The 24602-nt window shown below is 69.0% G+C and carries 24 protein-coding genes and 2 tRNA genes; 17 read left to right on the top strand and 9 right to left on the bottom strand.

The window, feature by feature from the left end; all coding sequences use genetic code 11:
* Positions 1-42: 42 nt before the first annotated feature.
* Complete coding sequence (locus FHS07_RS10570; protein WP_183419866.1) at positions 43-912, bottom strand: acyl-CoA thioesterase domain-containing protein; 870 nt, start codon at positions 910-912, stop codon at positions 43-45.
* 52 nt (positions 913-964) lie between these two features.
* Here FHS07_RS10570 and FHS07_RS10565 point away from each other — a divergent pair, with 52 nt between their 5' ends.
* Positions 965-1633: a DUF8185 domain-containing protein gene (locus FHS07_RS10565; protein ID WP_183419865.1), complete on the top strand. Its 669-nt coding sequence runs from the start codon at positions 965-967 to the stop codon at positions 1631-1633.
* 171 nt (positions 1634-1804) lie between these two features.
* The gene (locus FHS07_RS10560) at positions 1805-2704 is read left to right on the top strand and encodes a cation-transporting ATPase (protein ID WP_183419864.1); all 900 of its coding nucleotides are present in this window, start codon (positions 1805-1807) and stop codon (positions 2702-2704) included.
* A gap of 219 nt (positions 2705-2923) precedes the next feature.
* Here the strand turns inward: FHS07_RS10560 and FHS07_RS10555 are convergent, their stop codons facing one another.
* From FHS07_RS10555 to pepN, 5 genes are all read right to left on the bottom strand, one after another.
* On the bottom strand, positions 2924-3373 hold the full coding sequence (locus FHS07_RS10555) for a globin (RefSeq protein ID WP_183419863.1): 450 nt from the start codon (positions 3371-3373) through the stop codon (positions 2924-2926).
* Complete coding sequence (locus FHS07_RS10550; protein WP_183419862.1) at positions 3370-4590, bottom strand: mechanosensitive ion channel family protein; 1221 nt, start codon at positions 4588-4590, stop codon at positions 3370-3372. The genes FHS07_RS10555 and FHS07_RS10550 overlap by 4 nt, the downstream gene beginning before the upstream one ends.
* A gap of 81 nt (positions 4591-4671) precedes the next feature.
* A complete protein-coding gene (locus tag FHS07_RS10545) occupies positions 4672-5472 on the bottom strand; it encodes an ABC transporter permease (protein WP_183419861.1) in 801 nt (266 codons plus the stop codon).
* Positions 5469-6380 (bottom strand): ABC transporter ATP-binding protein, encoded by a 912-nt coding sequence (locus FHS07_RS10540; RefSeq protein ID WP_183419860.1) that lies wholly within the window; start codon positions 6378-6380, stop codon positions 5469-5471. The genes FHS07_RS10545 and FHS07_RS10540 overlap by 4 nt, the downstream gene beginning before the upstream one ends.
* Positions 6381-6512: 132 nt before the next feature.
* A complete protein-coding gene (gene pepN, locus FHS07_RS10535) occupies positions 6513-9062 on the bottom strand; it encodes an aminopeptidase N (protein ID WP_183419859.1) in 2550 nt (849 codons plus the stop codon).
* Between the two features lie 147 nt (positions 9063-9209).
* On the opposite strand from pepN, the gene FHS07_RS10530 reads away from it, so the two are divergent.
* From FHS07_RS10530 to FHS07_RS10515, 5 genes are all read left to right on the top strand, one after another.
* A complete protein-coding gene (locus FHS07_RS10530; protein ID WP_183419858.1) occupies positions 9210-10397 on the top strand; it encodes a ferrochelatase in 1188 nt (395 codons plus the stop codon).
* 91 nt (positions 10398-10488) lie between these two features.
* Positions 10489-11031 carry a ribose-5-phosphate isomerase gene (locus FHS07_RS10525; protein WP_183419857.1) on the top strand — a complete coding sequence of 181 codons (543 nt, stop codon included), beginning with the start codon at positions 10489-10491 and terminating at the stop codon, positions 11029-11031.
* Positions 11031-12020, top strand: a complete 990-nt coding sequence (locus tag FHS07_RS10520) for an Fpg/Nei family DNA glycosylase (RefSeq protein ID WP_183419856.1) — start codon at positions 11031-11033, stop codon at positions 12018-12020. The genes FHS07_RS10525 and FHS07_RS10520 overlap by 1 nt, the downstream gene beginning before the upstream one ends.
* A gap of 41 nt (positions 12021-12061) precedes the next feature.
* Positions 12062-12187 carry a hypothetical protein gene (locus FHS07_RS16680; RefSeq protein ID WP_281369412.1) on the top strand — a complete coding sequence of 42 codons (126 nt, stop codon included), beginning with the start codon at positions 12062-12064 and terminating at the stop codon, positions 12185-12187.
* Positions 12184-13677 carry an amidohydrolase gene (locus FHS07_RS10515; RefSeq protein ID WP_183419855.1) on the top strand — a complete coding sequence of 498 codons (1494 nt, stop codon included), beginning with the start codon at positions 12184-12186 and terminating at the stop codon, positions 13675-13677. Before FHS07_RS16680 ends, FHS07_RS10515 begins: the two co-directional genes overlap by 4 nt.
* Before the next feature lie 132 nt (positions 13678-13809).
* On the opposite strand, the gene FHS07_RS10510 is transcribed toward FHS07_RS10515, so the two are convergent.
* Complete coding sequence (locus tag FHS07_RS10510) at positions 13810-14295, bottom strand: Dps family protein (protein WP_183419854.1); 486 nt, start codon at positions 14293-14295, stop codon at positions 13810-13812.
* A gap of 169 nt (positions 14296-14464) precedes the next feature.
* Between FHS07_RS10510 and FHS07_RS10505 the strand changes: the two genes are divergently transcribed.
* The 3 genes from FHS07_RS10505 (at position 14465) to FHS07_RS10495 (ending at position 16176) form a co-directional block, all read left to right on the top strand.
* On the top strand, positions 14465-15025 hold the full coding sequence (locus FHS07_RS10505; protein WP_183419853.1) for a gamma carbonic anhydrase family protein: 561 nt from the start codon (positions 14465-14467) through the stop codon (positions 15023-15025).
* A gap of 40 nt (positions 15026-15065) precedes the next feature.
* The gene (locus FHS07_RS10500; RefSeq protein ID WP_183419852.1) at positions 15066-15419 is read left to right on the top strand and encodes an A1S_2505 family phage non-structural protein; all 354 of its coding nucleotides are present in this window, start codon (positions 15066-15068) and stop codon (positions 15417-15419) included.
* A 244-nt stretch (positions 15420-15663) separates the two neighbouring features.
* A complete protein-coding gene (locus FHS07_RS10495) occupies positions 15664-16176 on the top strand; it encodes a hypothetical protein (RefSeq protein ID WP_183419851.1) in 513 nt (170 codons plus the stop codon).
* Positions 16177-16324: 148 nt separating this feature from the next.
* Here FHS07_RS10495 and FHS07_RS10490 read toward each other — a convergent pair.
* Positions 16325-16398 (bottom strand) — tRNA-Gly (locus FHS07_RS10490).
* Positions 16399-16580: 182 nt separating this feature from the next.
* On the opposite strand from FHS07_RS10490, the gene FHS07_RS10485 reads away from it, so the two are divergent.
* The 6 genes from FHS07_RS10485 to clpX all read left to right on the top strand — a co-directional run bounded on the left by FHS07_RS10485 (position 16581) and on the right by clpX (position 21796).
* A tRNA-Pro gene (locus FHS07_RS10485) sits at positions 16581-16654 on the top strand.
* A gap of 73 nt (positions 16655-16727) precedes the next feature.
* Positions 16728-18197: a trigger factor gene (gene tig, locus FHS07_RS10480; RefSeq protein WP_183419850.1), complete on the top strand. Its 1470-nt coding sequence runs from the start codon at positions 16728-16730 to the stop codon at positions 18195-18197.
* 266 nt (positions 18198-18463) lie between these two features.
* Positions 18464-18952 carry a tetratricopeptide repeat protein gene (locus FHS07_RS10475; protein ID WP_183419849.1) on the top strand — a complete coding sequence of 163 codons (489 nt, stop codon included), beginning with the start codon at positions 18464-18466 and terminating at the stop codon, positions 18950-18952.
* Positions 18953-19030: 78 nt separating this feature from the next.
* On the top strand, positions 19031-19618 hold the full coding sequence (locus FHS07_RS10470; RefSeq protein WP_055954298.1) for an ATP-dependent Clp protease proteolytic subunit: 588 nt from the start codon (positions 19031-19033) through the stop codon (positions 19616-19618).
* Between the two features lie 23 nt (positions 19619-19641).
* On the top strand, positions 19642-20304 hold the full coding sequence (locus tag FHS07_RS10465) for an ATP-dependent Clp protease proteolytic subunit (RefSeq protein ID WP_055954300.1): 663 nt from the start codon (positions 19642-19644) through the stop codon (positions 20302-20304).
* 223 nt (positions 20305-20527) lie between these two features.
* Positions 20528-21796, top strand: coding sequence for an ATP-dependent Clp protease ATP-binding subunit ClpX (clpX, locus tag FHS07_RS10460; RefSeq protein WP_183419848.1), 1269 nt, complete (start codon positions 20528-20530; stop codon positions 21794-21796).
* Between the two features lie 83 nt (positions 21797-21879).
* Here the strand turns inward: clpX and FHS07_RS10455 are convergent, their stop codons facing one another.
* Entirely contained in the window at positions 21880-23931 is a 2052-nt protein-coding gene (locus FHS07_RS10455) for a M3 family metallopeptidase (RefSeq protein WP_183419847.1), read from the bottom strand.
* Positions 23932-24013: 82 nt separating this feature from the next.
* On the opposite strand from FHS07_RS10455, the gene FHS07_RS10450 reads away from it, so the two are divergent.
* Complete coding sequence (locus FHS07_RS10450) at positions 24014-24601, top strand: winged helix-turn-helix domain-containing protein (RefSeq protein WP_183419846.1); 588 nt, start codon at positions 24014-24016, stop codon at positions 24599-24601.
* Position 24602: the final 1 nt, after the last annotated feature.

Genomic DNA, 24602 nt, shown 5'->3' with positions numbered 1-24602 from the left:
CGCCGCGACCATCCGCGTCCCCCGGCATCCGCCGACGATCTCTCAGTCGCGCGGCACCCGCACCATGATCTCCTGTGCGACGCTCGCCACGAGCAGACCCTCGCGCGTGTAGATGCGTCCGGTCGACAGCCCGCGGCCGCCGCGCGCATTGGGCGATTCCTGCACGTACAGGAGCCAGTCGTCGACGCGGCCGGGGCGGTGCCACCACATCGCGTGGTCGAGGCTGGCGACTTTGAGACCCGGCGTGCTCCACGCCACACCGTGGGCGCGCAGGATCGTCTCCTGGATGGTGAGGTCGCTGAGGTACGCGAGCGCGGCACGGTGCACCGCAGGATCGTCGGGCAGCGGGCGCCGCGTGCGCATCCATACGGCCTGACGAGGCACGTGCGGACCTTCGACCGAGGTGTACAGGGGCGACGGGACGTGCAGCACATCGGCCGGACGCTCGGAGAACATCCGACGGCTGAGCGGATGCAGACCCTCCGGATCGAACTCCGGTAGCTCTTCGGGGAGGGGGATCCCGTCGGGCATGGGCTCGGCGTGCTCGAGACCCGGGTCGTCGTCTTGGAAGGAGGCGATCATCGAGAAGATCGGCACGCCCGCTTGATAAGCCTGTGTGCGGCGCGTCGAGAACGACCGCCCGTCGTGGATGCGGTCGACCGAGAAGGTGATGCCGTCGGCGGGATCCCCGGGCCGCAGGAAGTACCCGTGCATCGAGTGGACCGTGCGCTCAGGGGGCAGAGTGCGCGAAGCCGCGACGATCGACTGTGCGAGCACCTGGCCGCCGTAGACGCGGCCGAACGGCATGGCCTGCGAGACACCGGTGAAGATGTCTTCGGTGGTCCGGGCTCCGGCGTCGCGAAGGTCGAGGACCGCGAGTAACGACGCCACGGGGTCGAGGGCCTCGGTCACGCTGACTCCCTTCCGGTACGGCGAGCCCGCACCGCTTGGTAGTTTAGGGCGGGTGTCCGCGCGTCTGTTCTTCCCCGATCCGCAGGCGGCAGCCGACCTGCTCACCTTCGCGTCCCGCGCGATCCGCTTGGGCGACGGGACGGTGCGACTCCGGGCCGAGAACGGCGTGCTCGTCGCCACCGCCGCTCCTCTGGCGCCCCGCGGTCTGTTCGACACCACTCCCACGGTGCTGGGGCTGCGTGTGTCGGCCATCGACCCCGAGTTGGAGTGCGATCTCGTCGTCGACGCCGCCGCTCTTCTGCCGGCCCCCGACGATGCGCAAGCCGTGATGCTGCCCGAGACCGCGACCTCTCCCGCGTGGGCGGGCATTTCGCCTCCGCGCAGCGGATGGGACCAGACGGATGCCATCGACGCCGCCGTCCTGGCATCCCGCGCGCAGTACGGCGTCGCCGCCGTCGCCGATGCTCTGCCCGCGAATGCGGGTGAGGACGTCGTGCGTGTCGTCCGCGCGCAGGTGTGGGGTCAACCCGACGAGGCGCTGGGTGGCCTGCCGCTCGGGACGGCCTTCGCCGCCTTCGCCCTCGGTTTCATCGCCGGCGGCGAAATGGCGCCCGTCAGACGGAGTGGTGCCTGGACGCGCGTGACCCTCGCGCGTGGTCATGTGCTCGTGCGGGGGCCGGTGCGATCCGGACTGACCGCCGTGCGCGCGACGGGCGCCTGACCCAGCAAGCGCATAGGTGGCCGCCATACGCTGAGGGCAGCAAGGGGAGTACTCCCGTCGCGATGCATCCGTCATCACGAGGCCACCGCTGGTCTCCGGGTGCATCGGTCCTATTCGGGCGGAGGAGACCTTGACGTCGCAGCCTCGTGCTGCTCGTCGAAGGGTGCCCCTGTGGTCTCGTTCTCCCGTCTGTTCGATCTCGCGTCCAAGGCCGTCGACAAGGCGTCGTCGTCGTCCTCATCGCAGCGTCCCCCGGCCGCCGGCGGCGGTAAGGATTGGCGCGACATGGTGCGCTCCGCCGCGGATGCCGTGACCGGCGACCGGCGCCCGGGTTCGGCGGCCACTCCGCCGCCCGCCCCGCCGACCGGTCACGGTGGCTCGTCGGCGCCCTCCGCCGGCCCGTCCGGGCGCTACGCCCCACCCGCGGCATCCCGCGCCGCGTCCACCCTCTCGGCCGACGACCGCGCCGCGATCGCGCGGTACGACTATCTGCTGCGTACCGCGGACCCCGACCGGGTCGAGCAGATGCACCGGGAAGCCTTCGAACGCCTTACGCCGGCGCAGCGTGCGCACGTGCGGGAGCGGATGGACGCCGACTTCGCGCCCCACGAGCGCCCGCGCTCCGATACGCCGGACGAGCTCGCTCGGACAGCCGCGCGCGCGGAAGCGGCGCGCGCCGGACGCATGTCGACCCTGCTCGCCCGCGCCGGTCGCGGCGGCCTGATCGGGGCCGGCGTCGTCGGCGCCGGAGGACTCCTCGCCGCGGTCGCGGGCGGCGCCGTTGTGAGCGCCGTCGCTGGTCCTCTGCTCGCGCAGGCCGGTCAGATGGGTGTCGACTTCGCGGGGCTCGCCGAGGGCGTCGACCTCGAGGGTCTGGCATCCGGAGTCGATCTCGCCAGCCTCGCCGAGGGGGTCGACGTGGGCGCCGCGGGCGAGTGGGCCGGCGGCGCTGCCGAGTGGGCCGGCGGTGCGCAGGATGCCGTGTCGGGCGCCGGAGATCGCATCAGCGGCTTCGGCGACAGCCTGTCGAACCTCGACATCCCGGGCTTCGGCGACTTCCTCGGTCGCTAGGCGCTCCGGCCGTCGGGCGGTGCGGGCGGGCGCGGACCCTCCGCACCGCCGTCGTCGGCGCGACGGCGAGCAACGCATTTCGCGACGGCACCTCCGAAGGGGACGCCGCGGTGAGCATCGCCCCGTGGGAGCCGAGCGCCCGTCGTGGGCCCGCTGCAACGCAGCGAGCACCGAGTCACACCGCCGTGAGAACCGCGCCACCGAGCGGCGAACACCGGACTATTCGGCGGCGCGCACGGGCAGCCCGGTGTCGGGACGACCGTTTTGCTGCGGACCGATTCCGCGGGGCTCGAACGTGTTGACCATGGCGTACGCGGCGCGCTCGAGGTAATCCCAGAGCGGCGCCTCGAACGCGGGAGGCAGGGCGATCTCGTCGACGGCCGCGCGCATGTGTGCGAGCCAGCGGTCGCGCGCGTCGGGGTCGACGTGGAAGGGCATGTGCCGCATGCGCAGGCGAGGATGGCCGCGCGTCTCGCCGTAGATGGGCGGACCGCCCCAGTACTGCGCGAGGAAGAGCGTCAGACGCTCGGCGGCAGGGCCGAGGTCTTCTTCGGGGTACATGGGTTTGAGCACCTCGTCGGAGGCGACGCCACGGTAGAACGCGTCGACGAGGCGACGGAAGGTGTCCATCCCCCCGACCTGATCGTAGAAGCTGACGGGTTCGCTCATCTCGTGCCTTCTTCGTCGGCGCGGACGGCCGGGGGCGTGGGCTTGGGGGCGTCGGCGCCCGGGAGATCGAGCGTCGTCGTGGGTGCCGCGTCGTGCACCGTTCTCTTCTGCGTCACGCGCGCGGCATCGTCGTCGTCGGTGGCGAGCGGCTTGCTGCGTCGGCGCGGCTTCCAGACCGGGCGTGCGTCCCCCGCCGCGACGGGCGTCTCTTTCGTCTTGGGCGGATGGGCGCCGCGAACGCTCTGCGCCCCCTCGGCGCCGGTGAGCACGATGGAGTTCAGCTGCGGCAGAGAGATACCGAGCTCGTCGATCGCGCGCTTGAGCCGGGCGCGTAGTTCGCGGGCGACGTCGTCCTTGGCGCTCGAGCGCGTCTTCATCACCAGACGGATGACGATCGCGTCGCCGCCGATGGATTCGAGGCCCCAGATCTCGGGCTGCTCGATGATGCGCGAGCGCCACTTGTTCTCTTTCGCCATGGTCTTCGCCGCGTTCAGCATCGCCTTCTCGACGACGTCGAGGTCGGCATCCACGGGTACGGCGAGATCGATGATGACGCGCGACCAGCCCTGCGACATGTTGCCGATGCGGGTGATCTCGCCGTTGCGTACGTACCAGAGCGTGCCGTTGACGTCGCGCACGTGCGTGATGCGCACGCTGACGAACTCGACGATTCCGGTCGCGAGGCCCAGATCCACCACGTCGCCGATGCCGATCTGGTCTTCGGCGACGATGAAGATGCCGTTGAGCACGTCTTTGACGATGTTCTGCGCACCGAACCCGAGGCCGGCGCCGATGGCGGCGGTCAGCAGCGTCAGCGAGGCGAGAGCATCGGGCGCGACGATGCCGGCGATCCACACCAATGCGACGATGACGAGGATGACGTTGACGATGTTCTGCAGGATCGTGCCGAGCGTGCGCGTGCGCTGTACGAGACGGACGGCGCTGAGCGGAGAACGATCGAGCGCCTGCGTGTCGTCGACGCGGGCCTTGCTCTTCGCTCCGTTGACGATGCGGTCGACGACGCGGCGGATGATGACGCGGAGGATCCACGCTGCGACGGCGATCCCGACGATGATGCCGAGGATGCGCAGCATCATGCCGCCGAAATCGAGCAGCTGACCGCCGATCCAGGTCCAGGTGTCGAGGTCGGCCAGCTGGGCGGGCGAGGTGATCGAGGGCGAGGGGGTGGGTTCGGGGTTTTCGGCGAGAACGAACATCGGACTCAGACTAACGAGGGATGCCTCGGCGCCGGCTGAGCGTCGAGGCATCCCCCGGTTCGGACGGGTCGGGAGGAGGGGTCAGGCGTCGCGCGAGCGCAGGGTCGCCCAGCCCAGCGCCAGGGGCACGACCGCCCACGCGGTCAGGGCGATCGCCGCTCCCGACAGATCGGTCGCACCGCCCGTGGTCAAGGTGGTCGCCGCGTTCGAGGGGAGGTAGGCGACGGACTCGTAGATCCACCCCCAGCGTTCTCCCGCCATGGCGAACAGGCTCATCACGATCGGCAGAACGAACAGGATGCCGACCGTCGCCGCGATCGCTCCGGCACCGTTTCGGATGAGGAAGCCGAAGCCGAGTCCGATCAACGTGAAGGCGACCATCGAGGCCACACCGGACAGCAGCGGCAGCAGCGCCGACGTCGGCTCCGACCAGTCCAGCCCCCCGGGGACCAGGGGAGCGGTGATCAGGGCCGCCACGACGTAGGTGAGGACCGTGGTGACCGCCATCAGCAGCGAGACGACGAGGGCTTTCGCCAGCACAACGGCGCCGCGGCGGGGTTCGGCGGTGAGGGTGGAGCGGATCATGCCGGTGGAGTACTCACCGGTGATCATGATGGCGCCGAAGATGCCGGCCACGAGCATCGTGAACTGGATGGGCGCCACCATGATCATCACGGGGGAGAACATGCCGCCGTTGTCGTTCGAGGCCAGCGCGAGCAGGAACAAGATGCTCAGCGACATCGCCGCGGTGAGGCCGAGCGACCACCAGGTCGAGCGCAGGGTCAGGATCTTGATCGTCTCGCTGCGCAGCAGGTGGGCGAAGGTCAGGCGGTGCGGGTGGGCGTGCGTGGCGCGCCGCGGCGCCGGGGCGAGGGCGGTCATGCGATCTCCTTGGTCTTGTATTCGACCGAGTCGTCGGTCAGGGCGAGGTAGGCGTCTTCGAGCGAGCCGCTCCGCGGCGTCAGTTCGTGCAGCGGGATGCCATGGCGGGCGGCGACGTCGCCGATGGTCTGGGCCGTAATCCCGGTGATCTGCGCCGCACCGGGCTCGAGACCTGTGACGGTGGCATCCGGGATCTGGAGGGCCGCGACGAGGTCGGACAGCCGCGGTGAGCGCACGAGGAGAGTCGTGGTCGTCCAGGAGCCGACGAGGTCGGCGAGGGGCGCGTCGGCGAGGACACGGCCCCGGCCGAGCACGATGACGTGGTCGGCGGTCTGCGACATCTCGCTCATCAGGTGGCTCGACAACAACACGGTTCGGCCTTCAGCGGCGAGGTGCCGCACGAATTGACGCACCCACCGCACCCCCTCCGGATCGAGGCCGTTGACCGGCTCATCGAGGATGAGGGTGTGCGGGTCGCCGAGCAGCGCCGACGCGATCCCGAGACGCTGGCCCATCCCGAGCGAGAACTTGCCCGCGCGTTTTCCCGCGACCGAGCCGATTCCGGTGAGTTCGATCACCTCATCGACACGCGCGCGGCCGATGCCGTGCGTCGCGGCGAGGGCGCGGAGGTGGTCGCGCGCCGAGCGTCCGGTGTGGACGGCTTTGGCATCCAGCAGCACGCCGACCTCGGTGAGGGGTGAACGCAGTCTGCGGTAGTCCTGCCCACCGACGGTGACGGAACCGGCCGTGGGTCGGTCGAGCCCGACGATCATGCGCATCGTCGTGGACTTGCCCGCGCCGTTGGGGCCGAGGAAGCCGGTCACCCGGCCGGGGGCGACGGTGAAGGAGACGCCGTCGACCGCGGTCTTGGCGCCGAATCTCTTGGTGAGGTTGTCTGCAACGATCATGCTTCCACGCTAGGAAGCCGTGGCCGATAGGTCGTCCTCCCCGGGGATGACCTGACCGCGACCAGGGGATGATCCGAGACGACGGATGCCCCCACCCGGAGAGGGAGGGGGCATCCGATCCGGCGGGAGCGCCTACTGGGCGTCGCGCTCCTGCACCGACAGCGAGCGCTCGACACCGGCGAGGTTCTCGCCGACCAGGCGACGAAGCGCCGGGGCCGCGTCGGTGTTGCGCGACAACCACTGCCGCGTCGCGTCGCGCAGCGACGTGCTCGCCAGCGCCGCGGGGTAGAGCCCCACGATGAGGTACTGCGCGATCTGGTAGCTGCGCGACTCCCAGACGGGCAGCAGCATCGCGAAGTAAGGCTCGACGAAGTCGGCCAGTGCGTCGACGGTGGCGGGGTGCGTGAAGCCGGCGGCGGTGGCGCGCACGATCGTGTTCGGCGCGTCGGCCGAATCGATCAGCGAGCTCCATGCCCTCTGCTTCGCCTCGCGCGAGGGAAGGGCCGCCAGCGCGGTCGCCGCGAACTCGCCGCCCTTCGCGGTGTTGTCGGCAGCGCGTGCGGTCTCGATGTCGGCGTCGGTCGCCGCACCCGCCGCGGCCAACGAGATCAGCAGCTGCCACGACAGGTCGGTGTCGATCTCGAGGCCCGCGAGGGTGATCGAGCCGTCGCGGAGGGCCTTCACCGTCTCGGCGTGGGCCGGGGTGGAAGCCGCGGAGGCGAAGGCCGTGACGAACTGCAGCTGGCTGTCGCTGCCGGCTTCGGCGGACTGCGCGAGCTCCCACAGCGCGTCGGCGACGCGCTGACGCGCCTGGTCGCGGGTGGCGGGGGCGACGTAGGCGTTGGCGGCGAGCTGCAGCTGGGCCAGCGTCGTGCGCACGGTGGTCGACTCGGTCTCGGAGCCGATGTTGCGCAGCACGAGGTCGAGGTAGTTGGTCGCCGAGACCTCGGCATCCCGGGTCTGGTCCCACGCGGCGCCCCAGACGAGCGAGCGGGCGAGGGGGTCGGTGATGCGTCCGAGGTGCGCGATCGCGGTCGCCAACGAGCGCTCGTCGAGACGGATCTTCGCGTAAGCGAGGTCGTCGTCGTTGAGGAGCACGAGGTCGGGACGACGGATGCCGCGCAGTTCTGCGACCTCGGTGCGGTCGCCGTCGACGTCGAGCTCGACTCGATGCACGCGCTCGAGGGCGCCGGTGTCGGTCAGCGAGTAGAAGCCGATGCCGAGGCGGTGCGGGCGGATCGTGGGGTAGTCGCTCGGCGCCGTCTGCACGATCGCGAAGCGCGAGATGGTGCCGTCGGATCCCTCTTCGATCAGCGGGGTCAGGGTGTTCACGCCCGCGGTCTCGAGCCACTTCTTCGCCCAGTCGCCGAGGTCGCGGCCGCTGGTGGCTTCGAGCTCGGTGAGCAGATCGCCCACCTCGGTGTTCGACCACTGGTGCTTCTGGAAGTACGCGGCGACGCCGGCGAAGAACTGCTCGATGCCGACCCACGCGGCCAGCTGCTTGAGCACCGAACCGCCCTTGGCGTAGGTGATGCCGTCGAAGTTCACCTGCACGTCTTCGAGGTCGTTGATCTCGGCGACGACGGGGTGGGTCGAGGGAAGCTGGTCCTGGCGGTAGGCCCAGGTCTTCTCCATCGCGTTGAAGGTCGTCCAGGCGGCGTGCCACTCGGTGGCCTCGGCGGTGGCGATGGTGGATGCCCACTCGGCGAACGACTCGTTCAGCCAGAGGTCGTTCCACCACTTCATGGTGACGAGGTCGCCGAACCACATGTGCGCCAGCTCGTGCAGGATCGTGACGACGCGGCGCTCCTTGACGGCATCGGTCACCTTGCTGCGGAAGACGTAGGTCTCGGTGAAGGTCACGGCGCCCGCGTTCTCCATGGCGCCGGCGTTGAACTCCGGCACGAAGAGCTGGTCGTACTTTGCGAAGGGGTAGGGGAAGCCGAACTTCTCCTCGAAGTACGCGAAGCCCTGACGGGTCTTCTCGAACACGTAGTCGGCGTCGAGGTACTGCCACAGGCTCTTGCGGGCGAAGACGCCGAGGGGGATGACGCGGCCGTCGGCGCTCGTGAGCTCCGAGTAGGTGGCCTCGTACGGACCCGCGACGAGCGCGGTGATGTACGACGAGATGCGCGGGGTGGCGGGGAAGTCCCAGCGGGCGGTCTCGTCGGAGACGGCCACCGGCTCGGGTGTGGGGGAGTTGGAGACGATCTTCCAGCGCGCGGGGGCGGTGACCGAGAAGGTGAACGCGGCTTTCAGGTCGGGCTGCTCGAACACCGTGTACATACGGCGCGAGTCGGGCACCTCGAACTGCGAGTAAAGGTAGACCTCGCCGTCGACCGGGTCGACGAAGCGGTGCAGGCCCTCACCGGTGTTGGTGTACTCACAGTCGGCCTCGACGACGAGCTCGTTCTCGGCCTCGAGGCCGTCGAGCGCGATGCGTGAGTCGGCGAAGACGTGGGCCGGGTCGAGGGGGCGGCCGTTGAGCGTGACGGCGTGCACCGTGCGGGCGATCAGGTCGATGAAGGTCGACGCGCCCTCGGTGGCGCCGAAGGTGACCACCGTGCGCGAGGAGAAGACCTCGTCACCCCGGGTGAGGTCGAGTTCCACGCGGTACTCGCGGGTGTCGACGATCGCGCGGCGTTCCTGCGCTTCGATGCGGGTGAGGTTCTCTCCTGGCACTGGCGTTCTCCCGGGGATCAGGGCGGATCGTCGCAGACGCGTCGGCACGGGTGGCGACGGACGCCGTCGGCGACGACGACAACCACATAAGCCTAGTGTCGAGATACCCCCCGTCCGGGCTGTGCACGCAAGTGGGAGGATGTCTGCGTGAGCACGACCGACACGGACAGCAGCCCCGAAACCGTCCTCTACGCCTCTCCCGCCGCGTCCTCGGGACCCAAGTGGGTCGAAACGCCCGTGGCCTACGACGGCATCCTCCTCGCCGGGTTCGGCGGGCCGGAGGGCCAAGACGACGTCATCCCGTTCCTGCGCAACGTCACGCGCGGACGCGGCATCCCCGACGAGCGCCTCGAAGAGGTCGCTCACCATTACCGGCACTTCGGCGGCGTGAGCCCCATCAACCAGCACAACCGCGAGCTGAAGGCCGCGCTCGAGGCCGAGATCGCCGCCCGCGGACTCGGTCTGCCGGTCTACTGGGGAAACCGCAACTGGGAGCCCTACCTCGAGGAGGCCGTGACCGAGGCGGCGGAGGCCGGTGACACCACCCTGCTGGCGATCGCGACGAGCGCGTACAGCTCGTTCTCGAGCTGCCGTCAGTACCGCGAAGACTACGCGCGCGTGCTCGAGGCGACGGGGCTCGGCGAGACGGTGACCATTGACAAGGTGCGTCAGTTCTTCGACCACCCCGGTTTCGTGACGACGTTCGTGCGCGGAGTGACGGATGCCGTATCGGCGTACGTCGCGGAGGGCATCGCTCCCGAGAAGATCCGTGTGCTCTTCTCCACCCACTCCATCCCGTCGGCCGACGCCGAGCGCTCCGGCCCCCGCGACGTCGACTTCGGCGAGGGCGGTGCGTACGCCGCCCAGCACAAGGCCGTCGCGGCGTTCGTGATGGCCGAGGTCGCCGCCGCGGTCGCCGACGTCGAGTGGGAGCTGGTCTACCAGTCGCGCTCCGGCCCGCCCACGCAGCCCTGGCTCGAACCCGACGTCAACGACGTCATCGCCGAGCTCCCCGGCCGTGGCGCGGAGGCCGTGGTGATCGTGCCCCTCGGTTTCGTCAGCGACCACATGGAGGTGCTCTGGGACCTCGACACCGAAGCCATGGAGGCAGCGGAGGAGGCCGGCATCAAGGCGGTGCGCACCCCGACCCCCGGCATCGACCCCGCCTACGTCTCGGGGCTCATCGATCTGGTCGAGGAGCGGCTCAAGGGCACGCCGAAGGCCGAACGCCCGCACCTCACCGACCTCGGACCCTGGTACGACGTGTGCCGACCCGGATGCTGCGAGAACATCCGCGCGGGCTTCAAGCCGGTGGCCGCCGGTCTTCGACCCTGAGGTGCATCGACGCCGCCCGTTCCCCCGAAGGGGGCGGGCGGCGTCGGCGTATCCGCCCCGCGATGTCGGTGATCCTCAATAGGATTCCCTCATGCGCATCCACATCGGCACCGATCACGCCGGTCTCGAGTTCTCCACCCAGATCCAGCACCACCTCGCCTCGCAGGGACACGAGGTGATCGACCACGGGCCCATCGAGTACGACCCGCTCGACGACTACCCCGCCTTCTGCATCCGAGCAGCCCAAGCGGTCGTACGCGACCAGGCGCAGGGCGTCGACGCCCTCGGGGTGGTGTTCGGCGGTTCGGGCAACGGCGAGCAGATCGCCGCCAACAAGGTGCTCGGCGTGCGCGCCGCGCTCGTGTGGAACATCTCCACGGCCGAGCTCGCCCGCGAGCACAACGACGCCAACGTCATCTCGATCGGAGCGCGCCAGCACTCCTTCGACGAGGCGAGTTCGTTCATCGATCGCTTCATCGCGACCCCGTTCTCCGGCGACGAGCGACACGCCCGCCGGATCGGGCAGCTCGCCGCGTTCGAGCAAGACGGGGTGCTCCTCCCCGATCCCCGCGCGGGGGCGGCCGAGAACACCATGACCGACGCCAGCGACTCGTTCGACCCCGAGGCAGGCTGATGCCCGAAGGGCATTCCGTCCACCGCATCGCCCGGCAGTTCGCGCGCAACATCGTGGGCCGCACGGTTGCGGCCTCCAGTCCCCAGGGCCGTTTCGTCGAGGGCGCCGAGGTCATCGACGGGCGCGAGGCGCTCGAGGTGCAGGCCGTCGCCAAGCAGATGTTCCTGCGCTTCGACAGGGACGTCTGGCTGCGCGTGCACCTGGGGATGTACGGCGCCTGGGACTTCTCGGGCGACGTGTCCGTCGACGCGACCATCGCGTCGTCGAACGGACGCATGGGGCAGACGAATCAGCGCGGCACGGTGATCGACGACGCCATCCTGGATGCCGCCGGCGAGAACTCCCTCAGCTCGATAGGCGCACCACGACGTGCCCGCGTGCGCATGTCCGAGCAGACCACCGGGCTCGACGAGCAGACGGAATGGCCGCCGCCGGTCGTGGGCGCGGTGCGCCTCCGCCTTCTCACCGAGTCGACCTGCGCGGATCTGCGGGGTCCGACGGCATGTGCCCTGCAGACGCCCGACGAGATCGCCGCGGTCATCGCCAAGCTCGGCCCCGACCCTCTCGTCGACGACGTCGCCGAGGGGGAGGAGCGCTTCACCGCCACGGTGAAGAAGAAGCCGACGGCGATCGGGCTGCTGCTGATGGATCAGGCGGTGGTGAGCGGGATCGGCAACGTCTACCGCGCCGAGCTGCTCTTCCGTGCGCGACAGAATCCGCACACTCCGGGCCGCGACGTGCCCGAAGACGTCGTGCGCGGCATCTGGCGCGATTGGGCACGGTTGCTGCCCATCGGCGTCGAGACCGGTCAGATGATGACCATGGACGACCTCGACCCCGCGGCGTACCGCCGCGCCATGGCCCACCGCGACGACCGGCACTGGGTGTACCACCGTGCGGGCCTGCCCTGCCGTGTGTGCGGCACCACCGTGCTGATGGAGGAAGCGGCGGGACGCAAGCTGTACTGGTGCCCGAGCTGCCAGGCGTGAGCCTGTCGATGCGATCGGCACCGGCGTTCTAGGCTGAACCGGTGCGTCAGAACACCAGCCAGAACACTACCGGCGAGGTGGTCGAGACGGTAAACGCGGGCGTCGCCGCGCAGACCCCCGAGCTCGCCGCCGAGATGCGTCGGGCCGACGCGCGGGTGCGTCCATGATCGGCGAGAGTGCGGGTTTCCTTCGCGCGGTGCGGGTCGCGGGACCCGGCCGGCAATTCCTCCCCACCGATGAGCCCGTCGACGTCGTCATCGAGGGCGGTCGCATCGCCGACATCGCGCCCACCGGCAATCTGCGTCCGACAGGTCTCGTCATCGACGGCGAGGGCGGCTGGTTGCTTCCCGGGCTCTGGGACCACCACGTCCACGCGCTCCAGTGGGCGTTGGTCGCGGATCGCGTACCGCTCGCCGGGGTCTCGTCCGCGCGCGAGGCCGCTGCCGTCATGGGTGCGGCGGCGGTGAGCGATGGATGCCGGGTCGGTGCCGGATTCCGCGACGGCCTCTGGTCCGACGCGCCCAGCCTGGAGCTACTGGATGCCACCACCGGCATCGTCCCGACGTATCTCGTCAACGCCGACGTGCACAGTGTCTGGCTGAATTCCGCGGCCTTCCGACGCGAGGGCTTCGAGCCCGTGGCATCCGGGATGCTGTGCGAGGAGGACGCTTTCGAGATCTCGCGTCGCCTCAACGCGGTCGACCCCGAGGTCGCCGACAGGGCTGTGGAGCGCATGGCGCGGGCAGCCGCCGCCCGCGGGATCGTGGGCCTGGTGGATCTCGACATGACCTGGAACGACGGCCCGTGGCAGCGTCGCGCGGCCCGCGGTTTCGACACGGTGCGCGTGTCGTACGGCACGTACCCGCAGCACCTCGACCGGGCGATCGCCGAGGGCCTTCGCACGGGAGACCTCGTGCGCGGCGCGGTCGACGACCTGATCCGTGTCGGACCGCTGAAGGCCATCACCGACGGATCGCTCGGGACACGCACCGCCGCGTGCGCGCACCACTACCCGGGCGATGTCGACAACCACGGCATGCTGACCGTGGCGCCCGACGAGCTCGTCGAGATCATGACGCGGGCGACGGCGGCCGGCCTCGAATGCGCGATACACGCGATCGGCGACGTCGCCAACAGTCACGCCCTCGACGCCTACGCGCTCAGCGGCGCCGTCGGCACCATCGAGCACGCGCAGCTCGTCGCCCACGCCGACATCCCGCGCTTCGCGCGACTGGGAGTGACGGCGAGCGTTCAGCCCGAACACGCGCTGGACGATCGCGACATGACGGATGCCATCTGGGCGGAGCAGCTTTCGCAGCCGTACCCTCTGCGGGCCCTGGTCGACAGTGGGGCGAACGTGCGATTCGGCTCCGACGCCCCGGTGGCGCCGCTCGATCCCTGGGCGGCCATGGCGTCAGCGGTGTTCCGCACGCGCGACGGGCGTGACGCCTGGCAGCCGCACCAGCGGGTCGACATCGGCACGGCGATCGCGGCATCCACCGTCGGGGGATCGACGGCGCCGGCAGAAGTCTCGCCCGGTGCACTGGCGGATCTCGTCATCGTCGGGGCAGATCCGCTCGCGGCCGACGAGCGGAGCCTGCGCGCGATGCCGGTGCGCACGACGCTGATCGCGGGTCGTGTGACGCACGTCGGCTGAGCCCCGCGCGTGAGGGGTCGAGAAGTGTCGCCAGAGCATCCACTCGGCGCCACTTCATGACGCCTCGCCAGATCGTCAGGGGGGACGACGAAGGGGGCGGCGACGAAGCACCGCCCCCTCGGGAAAAACGTCTTACGCGGCGAGGTGCGCGAAGAGGAACCAGCGGTCCTTGTCGAGGCCGCGCTTGATCTCGATGGCGACGTCCTGGCTCGACATGTCGACCTCGTCGAGTCCCTCGATCGCGGCCTCCAGGTCGACGAGCACGGCGTCGATGTCAGCGATGACGGCGCGGATGACGACGTCGGACTGCGCGAAGCCGGCCGGCACCTCGGTGGCCTTGGCCTTGGCGGCGACGGTCGACAGACGCGCGTCGATCGGCAGACCCAGAGCCACGATGCGCTCGGCGGCCAGGTCGGCCCAGTCCTGCGCGTGGGCGACGACGGTGTCGAGCAGCTCGTGCACCCCGATGAAGTTCGCACCGCGCACGTGCCAGTGAGCCTGCTTGCCGTTGACGACGAGCGCCTCGAGTCCGATCACGACGGGGGAGAGGAACTGGGCGGTACCGGACCCCATCGTGGGGTCGACGGTGGTGGCGGTGGGGGTCTGAACGGTGCTCATTTTTGCTCCTTAGGCGACGTTCGAAGTCTCGATGGATAGAACGCTACTCACTCCGGAGCATTCCGCAAGCAAGTTGAGGCTCGGCTAAATCCCTGGTGAATAGGCAATCCTCACCTACTCTCCGACGGCGTCTGCGGAGGTGGAGGCGGCGATGGGTAGTGTCGGGCGCATGACGATCGCCCCGGATGCCACCGTGCTCGCCCTCCCCGACGCCGCACCCGCCATCGATGCCACCGCGTTCGTGGCATCCGGTGCGCGGATCGTGGGCGAGGTGCACCTCGCCGAGGGCGCGAGCGTCTGGTACAACGCCGTCCTTCGAGCCGACAGCGCATCGATCGTGATCGGGGCGCGCAGCAACCTGCAGGACAATGTCTCGGTGCACGTCGACGCCGGCCGCCCCGTGCGTATCGGTGCCGACGTGTCGGTGGGGCACAACGCCGTCGTGCACGGATGCACCATCGGCGACGGATCGCTCATCGGCATGGGAAGCGTCGTGCTCTCGGGCGCCGAGATCGGACCCGGATGCCTCGTGGCCGGGGGAGCGGTCGTGCTCGAGGGAACGGTGGTACCGGCCGGATCGCTCGTGGCAGGGGTTCCGGCCAAGGTGCGGCGAGCCCTCACTGAGGAGGAGCGCGAGAAGATCCTCCGGAACGCGCAGACCTATCTGGCGCACACGGAGCGGCACCGTTCCGCGATCCCCGCGGGCGAACCGCCTCTACTCGGCGACTGAAGCCCCTTGCGGGATGCGGGTCGGTCCGTAGGCTCGCGCCATGCACATCACATCGCTCCAGCCGGCGGAGATCTTCGTCTTCGGCTCGAATGCATCGGGGGCGCACGGCGGGGGAGCGGCGCGCTTCGCTCTCGACCGCTTCGGCGCCGTCTGGGGACAGAGCGAGGGTCTGCAGGGGCAGTCGTACGGGATCGACACGATGTCGGGTCTCGCGGTGTTCGAGGAGCAGGCGACACGGTTCGTCGCCTTCGCCGCAAATCGTCCCGAGTTGCGGTTTCTGGTGACCGAGGTGGGATGCGGGATCGCCGGATACCGCCCGCAGCAGGTCGCGGGCTTCTTCGCGGGTGCCGGGGAGAACGTCATCTTGCCGGAGTCGTTCCGCGCGGTGTCTTAGGCAAGACGGGCCATCGCTGCGAGCTGTAGCCACGTCTCGGGGCCAGTGAGTTCAACCGAGGGCAGGGCGCACGTCATGCATGCTTCGCGGGTGGCGATCAGCGCACGAACATAATGAATTCATGTCCCCGCTACGAGTGCCTGAGAACTGGTCAGCCGACGACCGGTCGGCACGTCGTGAGGCGCTGGGTGCACCAAAAGCGCGACTGCGTGACGACCCCGCAGACGCGGTCACTCGTGCAGAAGTGGTGCGGGCCTACCGTCAACTCGGGCATCCAGATCAGGCCGGTCGTTTCGCCATCGCCCTCGACGAGGGCGCGCAACACCAAGAGCTTCGTGCCTACTCCGAGATGCTGCGGCGCCTGGGCGCGGACGAGAAGGCCGCACGCAGGCTCAGCGTGATGCCGATCGAGCTCGATCTCCCGAAGGACGTGCGGCGGGCGATCGAGGAGGGGCCGCTTACCGACCAGTGGCGACCGTGGGGCGCGTTTGTCGTTGCGGCGTGGGCGTCGGTAGTCGTTGTGGGCTTCACCACCTTGGTGATCACCTACGGGTACACCATGGCCGGCGCGGGCGATGTGTCGTCGATCGCGCGGTGGTGGACTCAGGCGACCTGGTGGGTGCTGATCGCGGCGCTCTCTATGACGGCGCTCTGGTGCGCGACTTCCGCGAGATGGCGAGCCGCTCTCGTCTGGACGGGCGTCACGGTGGTTGCCGGGGGGTGCTTCGGACTCGCGAGCGTCGCGCTCTCCCGTTGACGCCGGGCTGCACGCTCTCGGGTGCGAGCGTCGGCATCACAGAGGCGCTAGACGAGTACGCAATCCGAGATCGACTACAACGGGACAACGCAGGGCGCAGGAGAGATCCTGCTGCCAGACATAACTGACTCGCTGACGAAGAGGGTGGTGGAGGGGCTGACGAGAATCGAACTCGCATCATCTGTTTGGAAGACAGAGGCTTTACCACTAAGCTACAGCCCCGAATTTCGGCATCCTGAGCAGGACGACGAACTCGAACTCGACCACTCTACGACACCCGCGCGGGTGGTGCGAACGCGACCCGTGGGCGTCTTCGCCGGTTCCTGTATGGCGGGACCTGTGCGCTCAGGCCGATCGACTAGACTTTCAGCGGTCGTTTCGTCGGCGCGTGCCGCGCGCCGCCCCGGGGCGTAGCTCAGCTTGGTAGAGCGCCCGCTTTGGGAGCGGGAGGCCGCAGGTTCAAATCCTGTCGCCCCGACGTCACGGCCCCACAGACCACAGGCCTAGCCGGCCCCCGCGTGCGCGCGGGCCACACGAGGAGAACGAACCGCATGGTCAACAGCACCGTCGAGAAGCTCAGCCCCACCCGGGTCAAGCTCCACATCACGGTCTCGCCCGACGAGCTCAAGCCGAGCATCGCGCACGCCTACGAGCACATCGCCAAGGACGTCCAGATCCCCGGCTTCCGCAAGGGCAAGGTGCCCGCGCCCATCATCGACCAGCGCATGGGCCGCGGCGCCGTCATCGAGCACGCCGTCAACGAAGGGCTCGACGGGTTCTACCGCGCGGCCGTCGAGGCGAACGACCTGCGCGTGATCGGTCGCCCCAACGCCGAGATCATCGAACTGCCCGAGCTCAAAGACTTCTCGGGCGACCTGATCGTCGACGTCGAGGTCGACGTGCGCCCCGAGTTCGATCTGCCCGCGTACGACACCATCACCGTGACCGTCGACGCCGCCGAGGTCGACGAGGCCGGCATCGACGCCGAGCTCGACAAGCTGCGCGCCCGCTTCGGCACGCTCGTCACCGTCGACCGCCCCGCCACGACCGGCGACTTCGTCGAGCTCGACCTCGTCGCCACCATCGACGGCGCCGAGATCGACCGCGCCGAGGGCGTGTCGTACGAGATCGGCTCCGGCGAGCTGCTCGAGGGCATCGATGAGGCCATCGAGTCGCTGACCGCCGACGAAGACACCACGTTCCGCTCGAAGCTCGTCGGCGGCGACCACGCCGGTGAAGAGGCCGAGGTGGCCGTCACCATCAAGGCCGTCAAGGAGCGCGAGCTTCCCGAGGCTGACGACGACTTCGCCCAGATGGCATCCGAGTTCGACACGATCGCCGAGCTGCGCGAGTCGCTCACCGAGCGTGTCTCGCAGCAGTCGGTGTTCACGCAGGGCGCCGCCGCACGCGACAAGTTCATCGAAGCCCTCCTCGAGGCCGTCGACATCCCCGTGCCGCCCGCGCTCATCGAAGACGAGGTGCACAACCACCTCGAGGGTGAGAACCGCCTCGAGGACGACGAGCACCGTGCCGAGGTGACCGAGGCGAGCGAGAAGCAGTTCCGCACGCAGATGGTCCTCGACAAGATCGCCGAGGACGCCAACGTCCAGGTGTCGCAGGACGAGCTGACCCAGTACCTCATCCAGTCGGCTGCGCAGTACAACATGGCGCCGCAGGACTTCGTCAACGCGCTGCAGCAGGGCAACCAGCTGCCCGCGCTCGTCGGCGAGGTCGCGCGCAACAAGGCCCTGGCCATCGCGCTGGGCAAGGTCACCGTCGTCGACACCGACGGCAAGCCCGTCGACCTGACCGGTTTCGTCGCGGTCGAGGGCGAAGAGCCCACCGACGGCGAGGACGAGGTCGTCGAAGAGGCGCAGGAGATCGCGGACGCCGCGGCCGACGCCGACGCCGTCGTCGAGGCAGAAGAGGCGCCCGCCGAGGAGGCCCCCAAGAAGGCCCCCGCCAAGAAGCGCGCGCCCGCCAAGAAGAAGGCCGCTGAGAAGGCCGACGACAGCGAGTAAGTCGTGACGAAGGGGGCGGATGCCATGGCATCCGCCCCCTTCGCCGTCCCTGCCCCCTGTTGAATGTCCAACACACGCCGCGTGCGGGCCACCGGAACGGCGACTCTTGGACACTCAACAGGGGGATTCGGGGCACGGGCGTGCGAGTGAGCGGGGGTGGCCTGGATGCTGTTGAGTGTTCAGGACACGCGGCGCGGGCGTTGGGGATGCGGCGTGTTGTGGACGATCGACAGGGAAGTACGACGCCAGGAGAGCGGAGAGACGTCATGACTGACTGGCAGAGGCGCGTGGATGCGGTGTGGGCCGACGAAACGCTCGACCCCACTGCCGTGACCACCCGCATCGACGAGCTCGCCACGGAGCGTCCCCACGATGACGCGGTGGCGCTGTTCGAGCGGGCGGGGGCCCGCGATTCGGCCGGGCGTGAGCGGGAGGCGGAGCAGCTGTACCGCCGGGCGCTCGAGATCGGTCTCGACGACGAGCGCCGCACCCGGGCCACCATTCAGCTCGCGAGCACCATCCGCAACCTCGGTAACACCGCAGAGGCTCTCGCGCTGTTGCGCGCGGAGTACGAGCGCGAGCCGCACGGAGACCTGCACGACGCCGCCGCCGCCTTCTACGCGCTCGCGCTGGTGTCGAGCGGAGAGCCCGAGCGGGCGGCATCCATCGCTCTCCAGGCGCTCGCCCCCCATCTGCCGCGCTATACCCGGTCCGTGACCGGATACGCGCGAGAAATCGCCGAAGAACCGCTCTGATCCGCCCGCGGCGAACACGGCATCCCGCCCCGGAACGCGCCGGTAGATTCGTGGAAGATCACCGGAAGAGGAGCACACATGCCCGAACCCCTTATGGCAACGAGCGTCTTCGACAGGCTGCTGAAGGACCGCATCATCTGGCTCGGTTCCGAGGTGCGCGACGATAACGCCAACGAGATCTGCGCCAAGATCCTGCTGCTCGCGGCAGAAGACCCGCAGAAGGACATCTACCTCTACATCAACTCGCCTGGCGGCTCGATCACGGCCGGCATGGCGATTTACGACACCATGCAGTTCGTGCCGAACGACATCGTCACCGTCGGCATCGGCATGGCGGCCTCGATGGGCCAGTTGCTGCTGACCAGCGGCACCAAGGGCAAGCGTTACATCACGCCCAACGCCCGCGTCCTGCTGCACCAGCCGCACGGTGGCTTCGGCGGAACGTCGAGCGACATCCAGACCCAGGCGCAGCTCATCCTCGACATGAAGCGTCGTCTCGCCGAGATCACCGCGGCGCAGACGGGCAAAAGCGTTGAGCAGATCAACGAAGACGGCGACCGCGACCGTTGGTTCACGGCGCAGGAGGCCCTCGAGTACGGCTTCGTCGACCACATGCGCGAGCACGCGACCGACGTCACCGGCGGCGGCGGAACCGCGGCCGTCTGAGGCGAGAGGAAAAGGACACCCACATGAACATCCCCACCTTCGGCGGCGCCGCGGCGCACATGCCCTCGAGCCGCTACGTCCTTCCTCAGTTCGAGGAGCGCACGGCCTATGGCTACAAGCGTCAGGACCCGTACAACAAGCTGTTCGAAGACCGCGTGATCTTCCTCGGCGTACAGGTCGACGACGCCTCGGCCGACGACGTCATGGCCCAGCTGCTCGTGCTCGAGTCGCAGGACCCCGACCGCGACATCATCATGTACATCAACTCGCCGGGCGGCTCGTTCACGGCCATGACGGCGATCTACGACACGATGCAGTACGTCTCGCCGCAGATCCAGACCGTGGTTCTCGGACAGGCCGCGTCCGCGGCCTCCGTGCTGCTCGCCGCCGGCGCCCCCGGCAAGCGTCTCGCCCTGCCGAACGCCCGCATCCTGATCCACCAGCCCGCCATGGGCGAGGCGGGCCACGGGCAGGCGTCCGACATCGAGATCCAGGCGCAGGAGATCCTCCGCATGCGCACCTGGCTCGAGGCGACGATGGCCCACCACACCGGTCAGGACGTGGCGAAGATCAACAAGGACATCGACCGCGACAAGATCCTCTCCGCCCACGAGGCGATGGAGTACGGAATCGTCGACCAGGTGCTGACCACGCGCAAGCGCGTGCCGGCCGCGCTCACGGCCTGAGTCGTCCCCTCACGAGTGCCCCGTCGGCCCAGCCGGCGGGGCACTCGTGCGTGCGCGGGGCGCGTCGCGGAGGATCGTCGCGGAACCGACGGGCTCCCGTGCGTCACGAGCGCCCACGTCGCAACCGGTATTGCGGTACGTGGCTCCAATGCCCTCCAATGTCGCGGGCTCGGGTTAGGCTCGACTACACACCGGCGGGGGCCGGGTGACGGGAGGAACCGGCATGGCACGCATCGGTGAGAGCGCCGACTTGTTCAAGTGTTCCTTCTGCGGCAAGAGCCAGAAGCAGGTGCAGCAGCTGATCGCCGGTCCCGGCGTGTACATCTGCGACGAGTGCGTCGAGCTGTGCAACGAGATCATCGAAGAGCGCATGGCCGAGTCCTCGGCCGGCGAGGTCGCCGAGTTCGACCTTCCCAAGCCGCGCGAGATCTTCTCCTTCCTCGAGGAGTACGTCGTCGGTCAAGATGCCGCCAAGCGCGCCCTCTCCGTCGCCGTCTACAACCACTACAAGCGCATCCGTGCCCTCGGCACCCTGCAGCCCGCCGAAGCCCGTGCCGAAGAGATCGACATCGCCAAGAGCAACATCCTGCTGCTCGGCCCCACGGGCTGTGGCAAGACGTATCTCGCGCAGACGCTCGCGAAGCGTCTCAACGTGCCCTTCGCGGTGGCGGATGCCACGGCCCTGACCGAGGCCGGCTACGTCGGCGAAGACGTCGAGAACATCCTGCTGAAACTCCTGCAGGCCGCCGACTTCGACGTGAAGCGCGCCGAGACCGGAATCATCTACATCGACGAGGTCGACAAGATCGCCCGCAAGGCGGAGAACCCTTCGATCACGCGCGACGTCTCCGGTGAAGGCGTCCAGCAGGCTCTGCTGAAGATCCTCGAGGGGACCGTCGCGTCGGTCCCGCCGCAGGGCGGCCGCAAGCACCCGCACCAGGAGTTCATCCAGATCGACACGACGAACGTGTTGTTCATCGTCGCCGGTGCCTTCGCCGGCCTCGAAGAGATCATCTCCGCGCGCGTCGGCAAGCACGGCGTCGGCTTCGGCGCCCCGCTGCACCGCAAGGAGGACGCACCCGACCTCTTCAGCGAGGCGTTGCCGGAAGATCTCCACAAGTTCGGTCTGATCCCCGAGTTCATCGGTCGTCTGCCCGTCGTGGCATCCGTGTCTCCGCTGGACCAGGACGCGCTGATGGAGATCCTCACGGCGCCTCGGAATGCCTTGGTCAAGCAGTACCAGCGCATGTTCGAGCTCGACGGGGTGCAGCTCGAATTCGACGAGGACGCGCTGCGTGCCATCGCCGACCTGGCCGTGCTGCGCAAGACGGGCGCCCGCGGGCTTCGCGCCATCCTCGAGGACGTGCTCGGACCGATCATGTTCGACGTGCCCTCGGCCGACGACATCGCCAAGGTCGTCATCACTCGTGCGTCCGTCGAGGACGGGGCACAGCCGACGATCGTGCTGGCGCAGAAGCGCCGCAGCGCCTGAGTCGCTCGTACGCAGACGAGCACGCACCGACCACACCAGGTGCTGGTCGGGTGCGGGGGCGATAGCCACCCCCGCGCCCGGTATCAGTCCGTCAGGCCGCGTCGCTCGAGGAGCGGCTGGATGTCGGCATCCCGTCCACGGAAGTCGCGGTAGGCAGCGAGCGGGTCGCCGGCGCCGCCGACGCCCAACAGCCTGTGGCGGAAGCGCTCACCGTTCGCGCGGGTGAGGCCGCCGTTCTCGCGGAACCACTCCACGGTGTCGGCGTCGAGCACCTCGCTCCAGATGTAGGAGTAGTACCCGGCGCTGTATCCGCCCGAGAAGACGTGCGCGAAGTAGGTAGAGGCGTAGCGCGTCGGCACGACAGGGTTGTCCAGGCCGATGTCGGCCAGCGCAGCAGCCTCGAAGGAGGCGACGTCGATGTCGGCCGAGGCCTCGTCGACCGCGAGCCCGTGCCAGGCCTGATCGATCCATGATGCCGCCAGGTACTCGCTCGTGGCGAAGCCCTGATTGAACGCTTCCGAGGCGTGCAGGCGCTCGACGACATCGGACGGGAGTGCTTCGCCGGTGTCGATGTGACGGGCGTAGTTCGTGAGGATCTCGGGCCACAGGATCCACATCTCATTCACCTGACTCGGGAACTCGACGAAGTCGCGGTAGACCGCGGTGCCGGCGAAGTGCGGATACGTCACCGTGGCGAACAGCCCATGCAGCGCATGACCGAACTCGTGGAAGAGCGTCGTGACCTCATCCAAGGTCAGGAGGGTCGGTGTGCCCGGAGCCGGCTTGTTGACGTTGAGGTTGTTGACGACCACGGGGGCGGTGCCGCGCAGCGTCGACTGCGCCACGATCGAGTTCATCCACGCGCCGCCCCGTTTACTGTCGCGGGTGTAAAGGTCGAGAAGGAACAGCCCCAGCTCGCCGCCGTCGGCGTTGTGCACCTCGAACACGCGCACCTCGGGGTGATAGCCCTGCAGGTCGTGGCGCTCGGCGATCGTGACGCCGTACAGCTGCTCGGCGGCGAAGAAGACCCCGTCGCGCAGGACGCGCTCCGCCTCGAACCAGGGGCGCAACGCCGCCCGATCGAGGTCGTAGCGCTCGGCGCGCACCTTCTCGGTGTAGAACGCCCAGTCGTGGGCCTCGATCCGGATGCCGTCCGCATCGGCGGTCTTCTGGAGGGCGTCCTGCTCGCTACGTGCGTTGACGGCGGCAGGCACAGCCAGTCGGCGCAACAGATCGCGGGCGGCGTCCGGAGACCCGGCCGTCTGATCCGCAAGGACCGCGGCCGCGTGCGAGGGGTATCCGAGCAGAGCGGCGCGCTCCGCGCGCACGCGCACGATCTCGCGAAGAACATCGCGATTGTCGTGAGCGTTGCCGCGCGCGGCGCGCGAGCGGGAAGCCTCGAGCAGACGCCTCCGGCTTTCACGGTTCGTCAGTGACGCGAGGTAGGGGTGACCCGTGTAGAGGGTCAGCGTGACGACGTAGCGCCCGTCGAGGCCGCGACTGGTCGCCGCCTGGGCTGCGGCCGACAGCTCGCCCGCGCTGAGGCCGTCGAGATCGGCTGCGCGGTCGAAGACGACGGCGAGATCGTTACTGTCGGCGAGCAGATTCTTCTCGAACGTGGTCGTGAGGACGGAGAGGCGCTGGTTGAGGTCGGTCAGCCGCGCTTTCTGCGTGTCGTCGAGCCCCGCGCCGGCCAGCGACATCTCGCGGTGGTGGCGCTCCACGAGATAGCGGCTCTCGGCATCGAGATCGAGCTGGTCGAGGCGGGCGTGCACCTCCGCGATGCGCGCGAACAGGGCGGCGTCCAGCTGGATCGCGTCGCTGTGTGCGGCCATGAGAGGGGCCAGTTCTTCCTCGATCGCCTGGATCTCGGCGATGCCGTCTGCGGACGTGACGGTGTAGAACGCCCGCGCCACACGATCGAGAAGCGCGCCGCTGCGTTCGAGGGCCACGAGGGTGTTCTCGAACGTGGGTTCATCGGCCTGCGCGGTGATGGCGTCGACCTCGGCGCGGTGGGCGGCGAACGCCTCGTGGAAGGCGGGCAGGTAGTGCTCGGGCCGGATGCGTCCGTACGGGGGCAGGTCGTAGGGGAGAGCGGGCGGTGCGAGGAGGGGATTGGTCACGGCATCCGTCATCCGTCCAGCGTAGTCACGCGATCCCAAGCGGTAAGCAAAGAAGCCTTTGCATAGAGACGGTTGCAAAGGTATCTTTGTATTCATGACGACGAATGACCGCCCCGAGGGACGCGTTCTCGATGCCGGGGCACTGCGCGCTCTCGCTCACCCGCTGCGCGTGCGTCTGTACGACCTCCTCAGTCAATACGGTCCACAGACCGCCAGCGGACTGGCCGCATTGACCGGCGAATCGACGGGATCGACCAGCTACCACCTTCGCGCGCTCGCGCGGCAGGACCTGATCCGTGAAATGCCGGGGCGCGGCACCGCTCGCGAGCGATGGTGGGAGCGCCCTGCCGGATCGGTGACACTGGTGAACCCTCAGATGGCGACGACTCCGGCGGGGCGGGCCGTCATGGAGGCCGTGCACTCCGAGACCCTCACCCTCCGTCAGCAGCAGCTGATGACGTTCGTCACCCACGGGTGGGACGAAGACGAGCAGTGGCTGGACAAGAGCCTCATCTCGACTGCCAGTGCGCGACTGACCGTCGCGCAGATGGCAGACCTCGCAGACCGCCTCCAAGCGGTCATCTCAGAGACCGTCGAGCACTATCGCGACCAAACCGGAGATGACCTCCGCGTGGTCACGATGCGCGCCGACGTCTTCCCCCTGCCCGCAGAAGGAGCCTGAT

It is taken from the genome of Microbacterium proteolyticum (assembly GCF_014192415.1).
In the GTDB taxonomy this organism is placed as follows: Bacteria; Actinomycetota; Actinomycetes; order Actinomycetales; family Microbacteriaceae; genus Microbacterium; species Microbacterium proteolyticum.
Note: the sequence above shows the minus strand (reverse complement) of the source record. Positions and strands in the feature narration are given on the sequence as shown.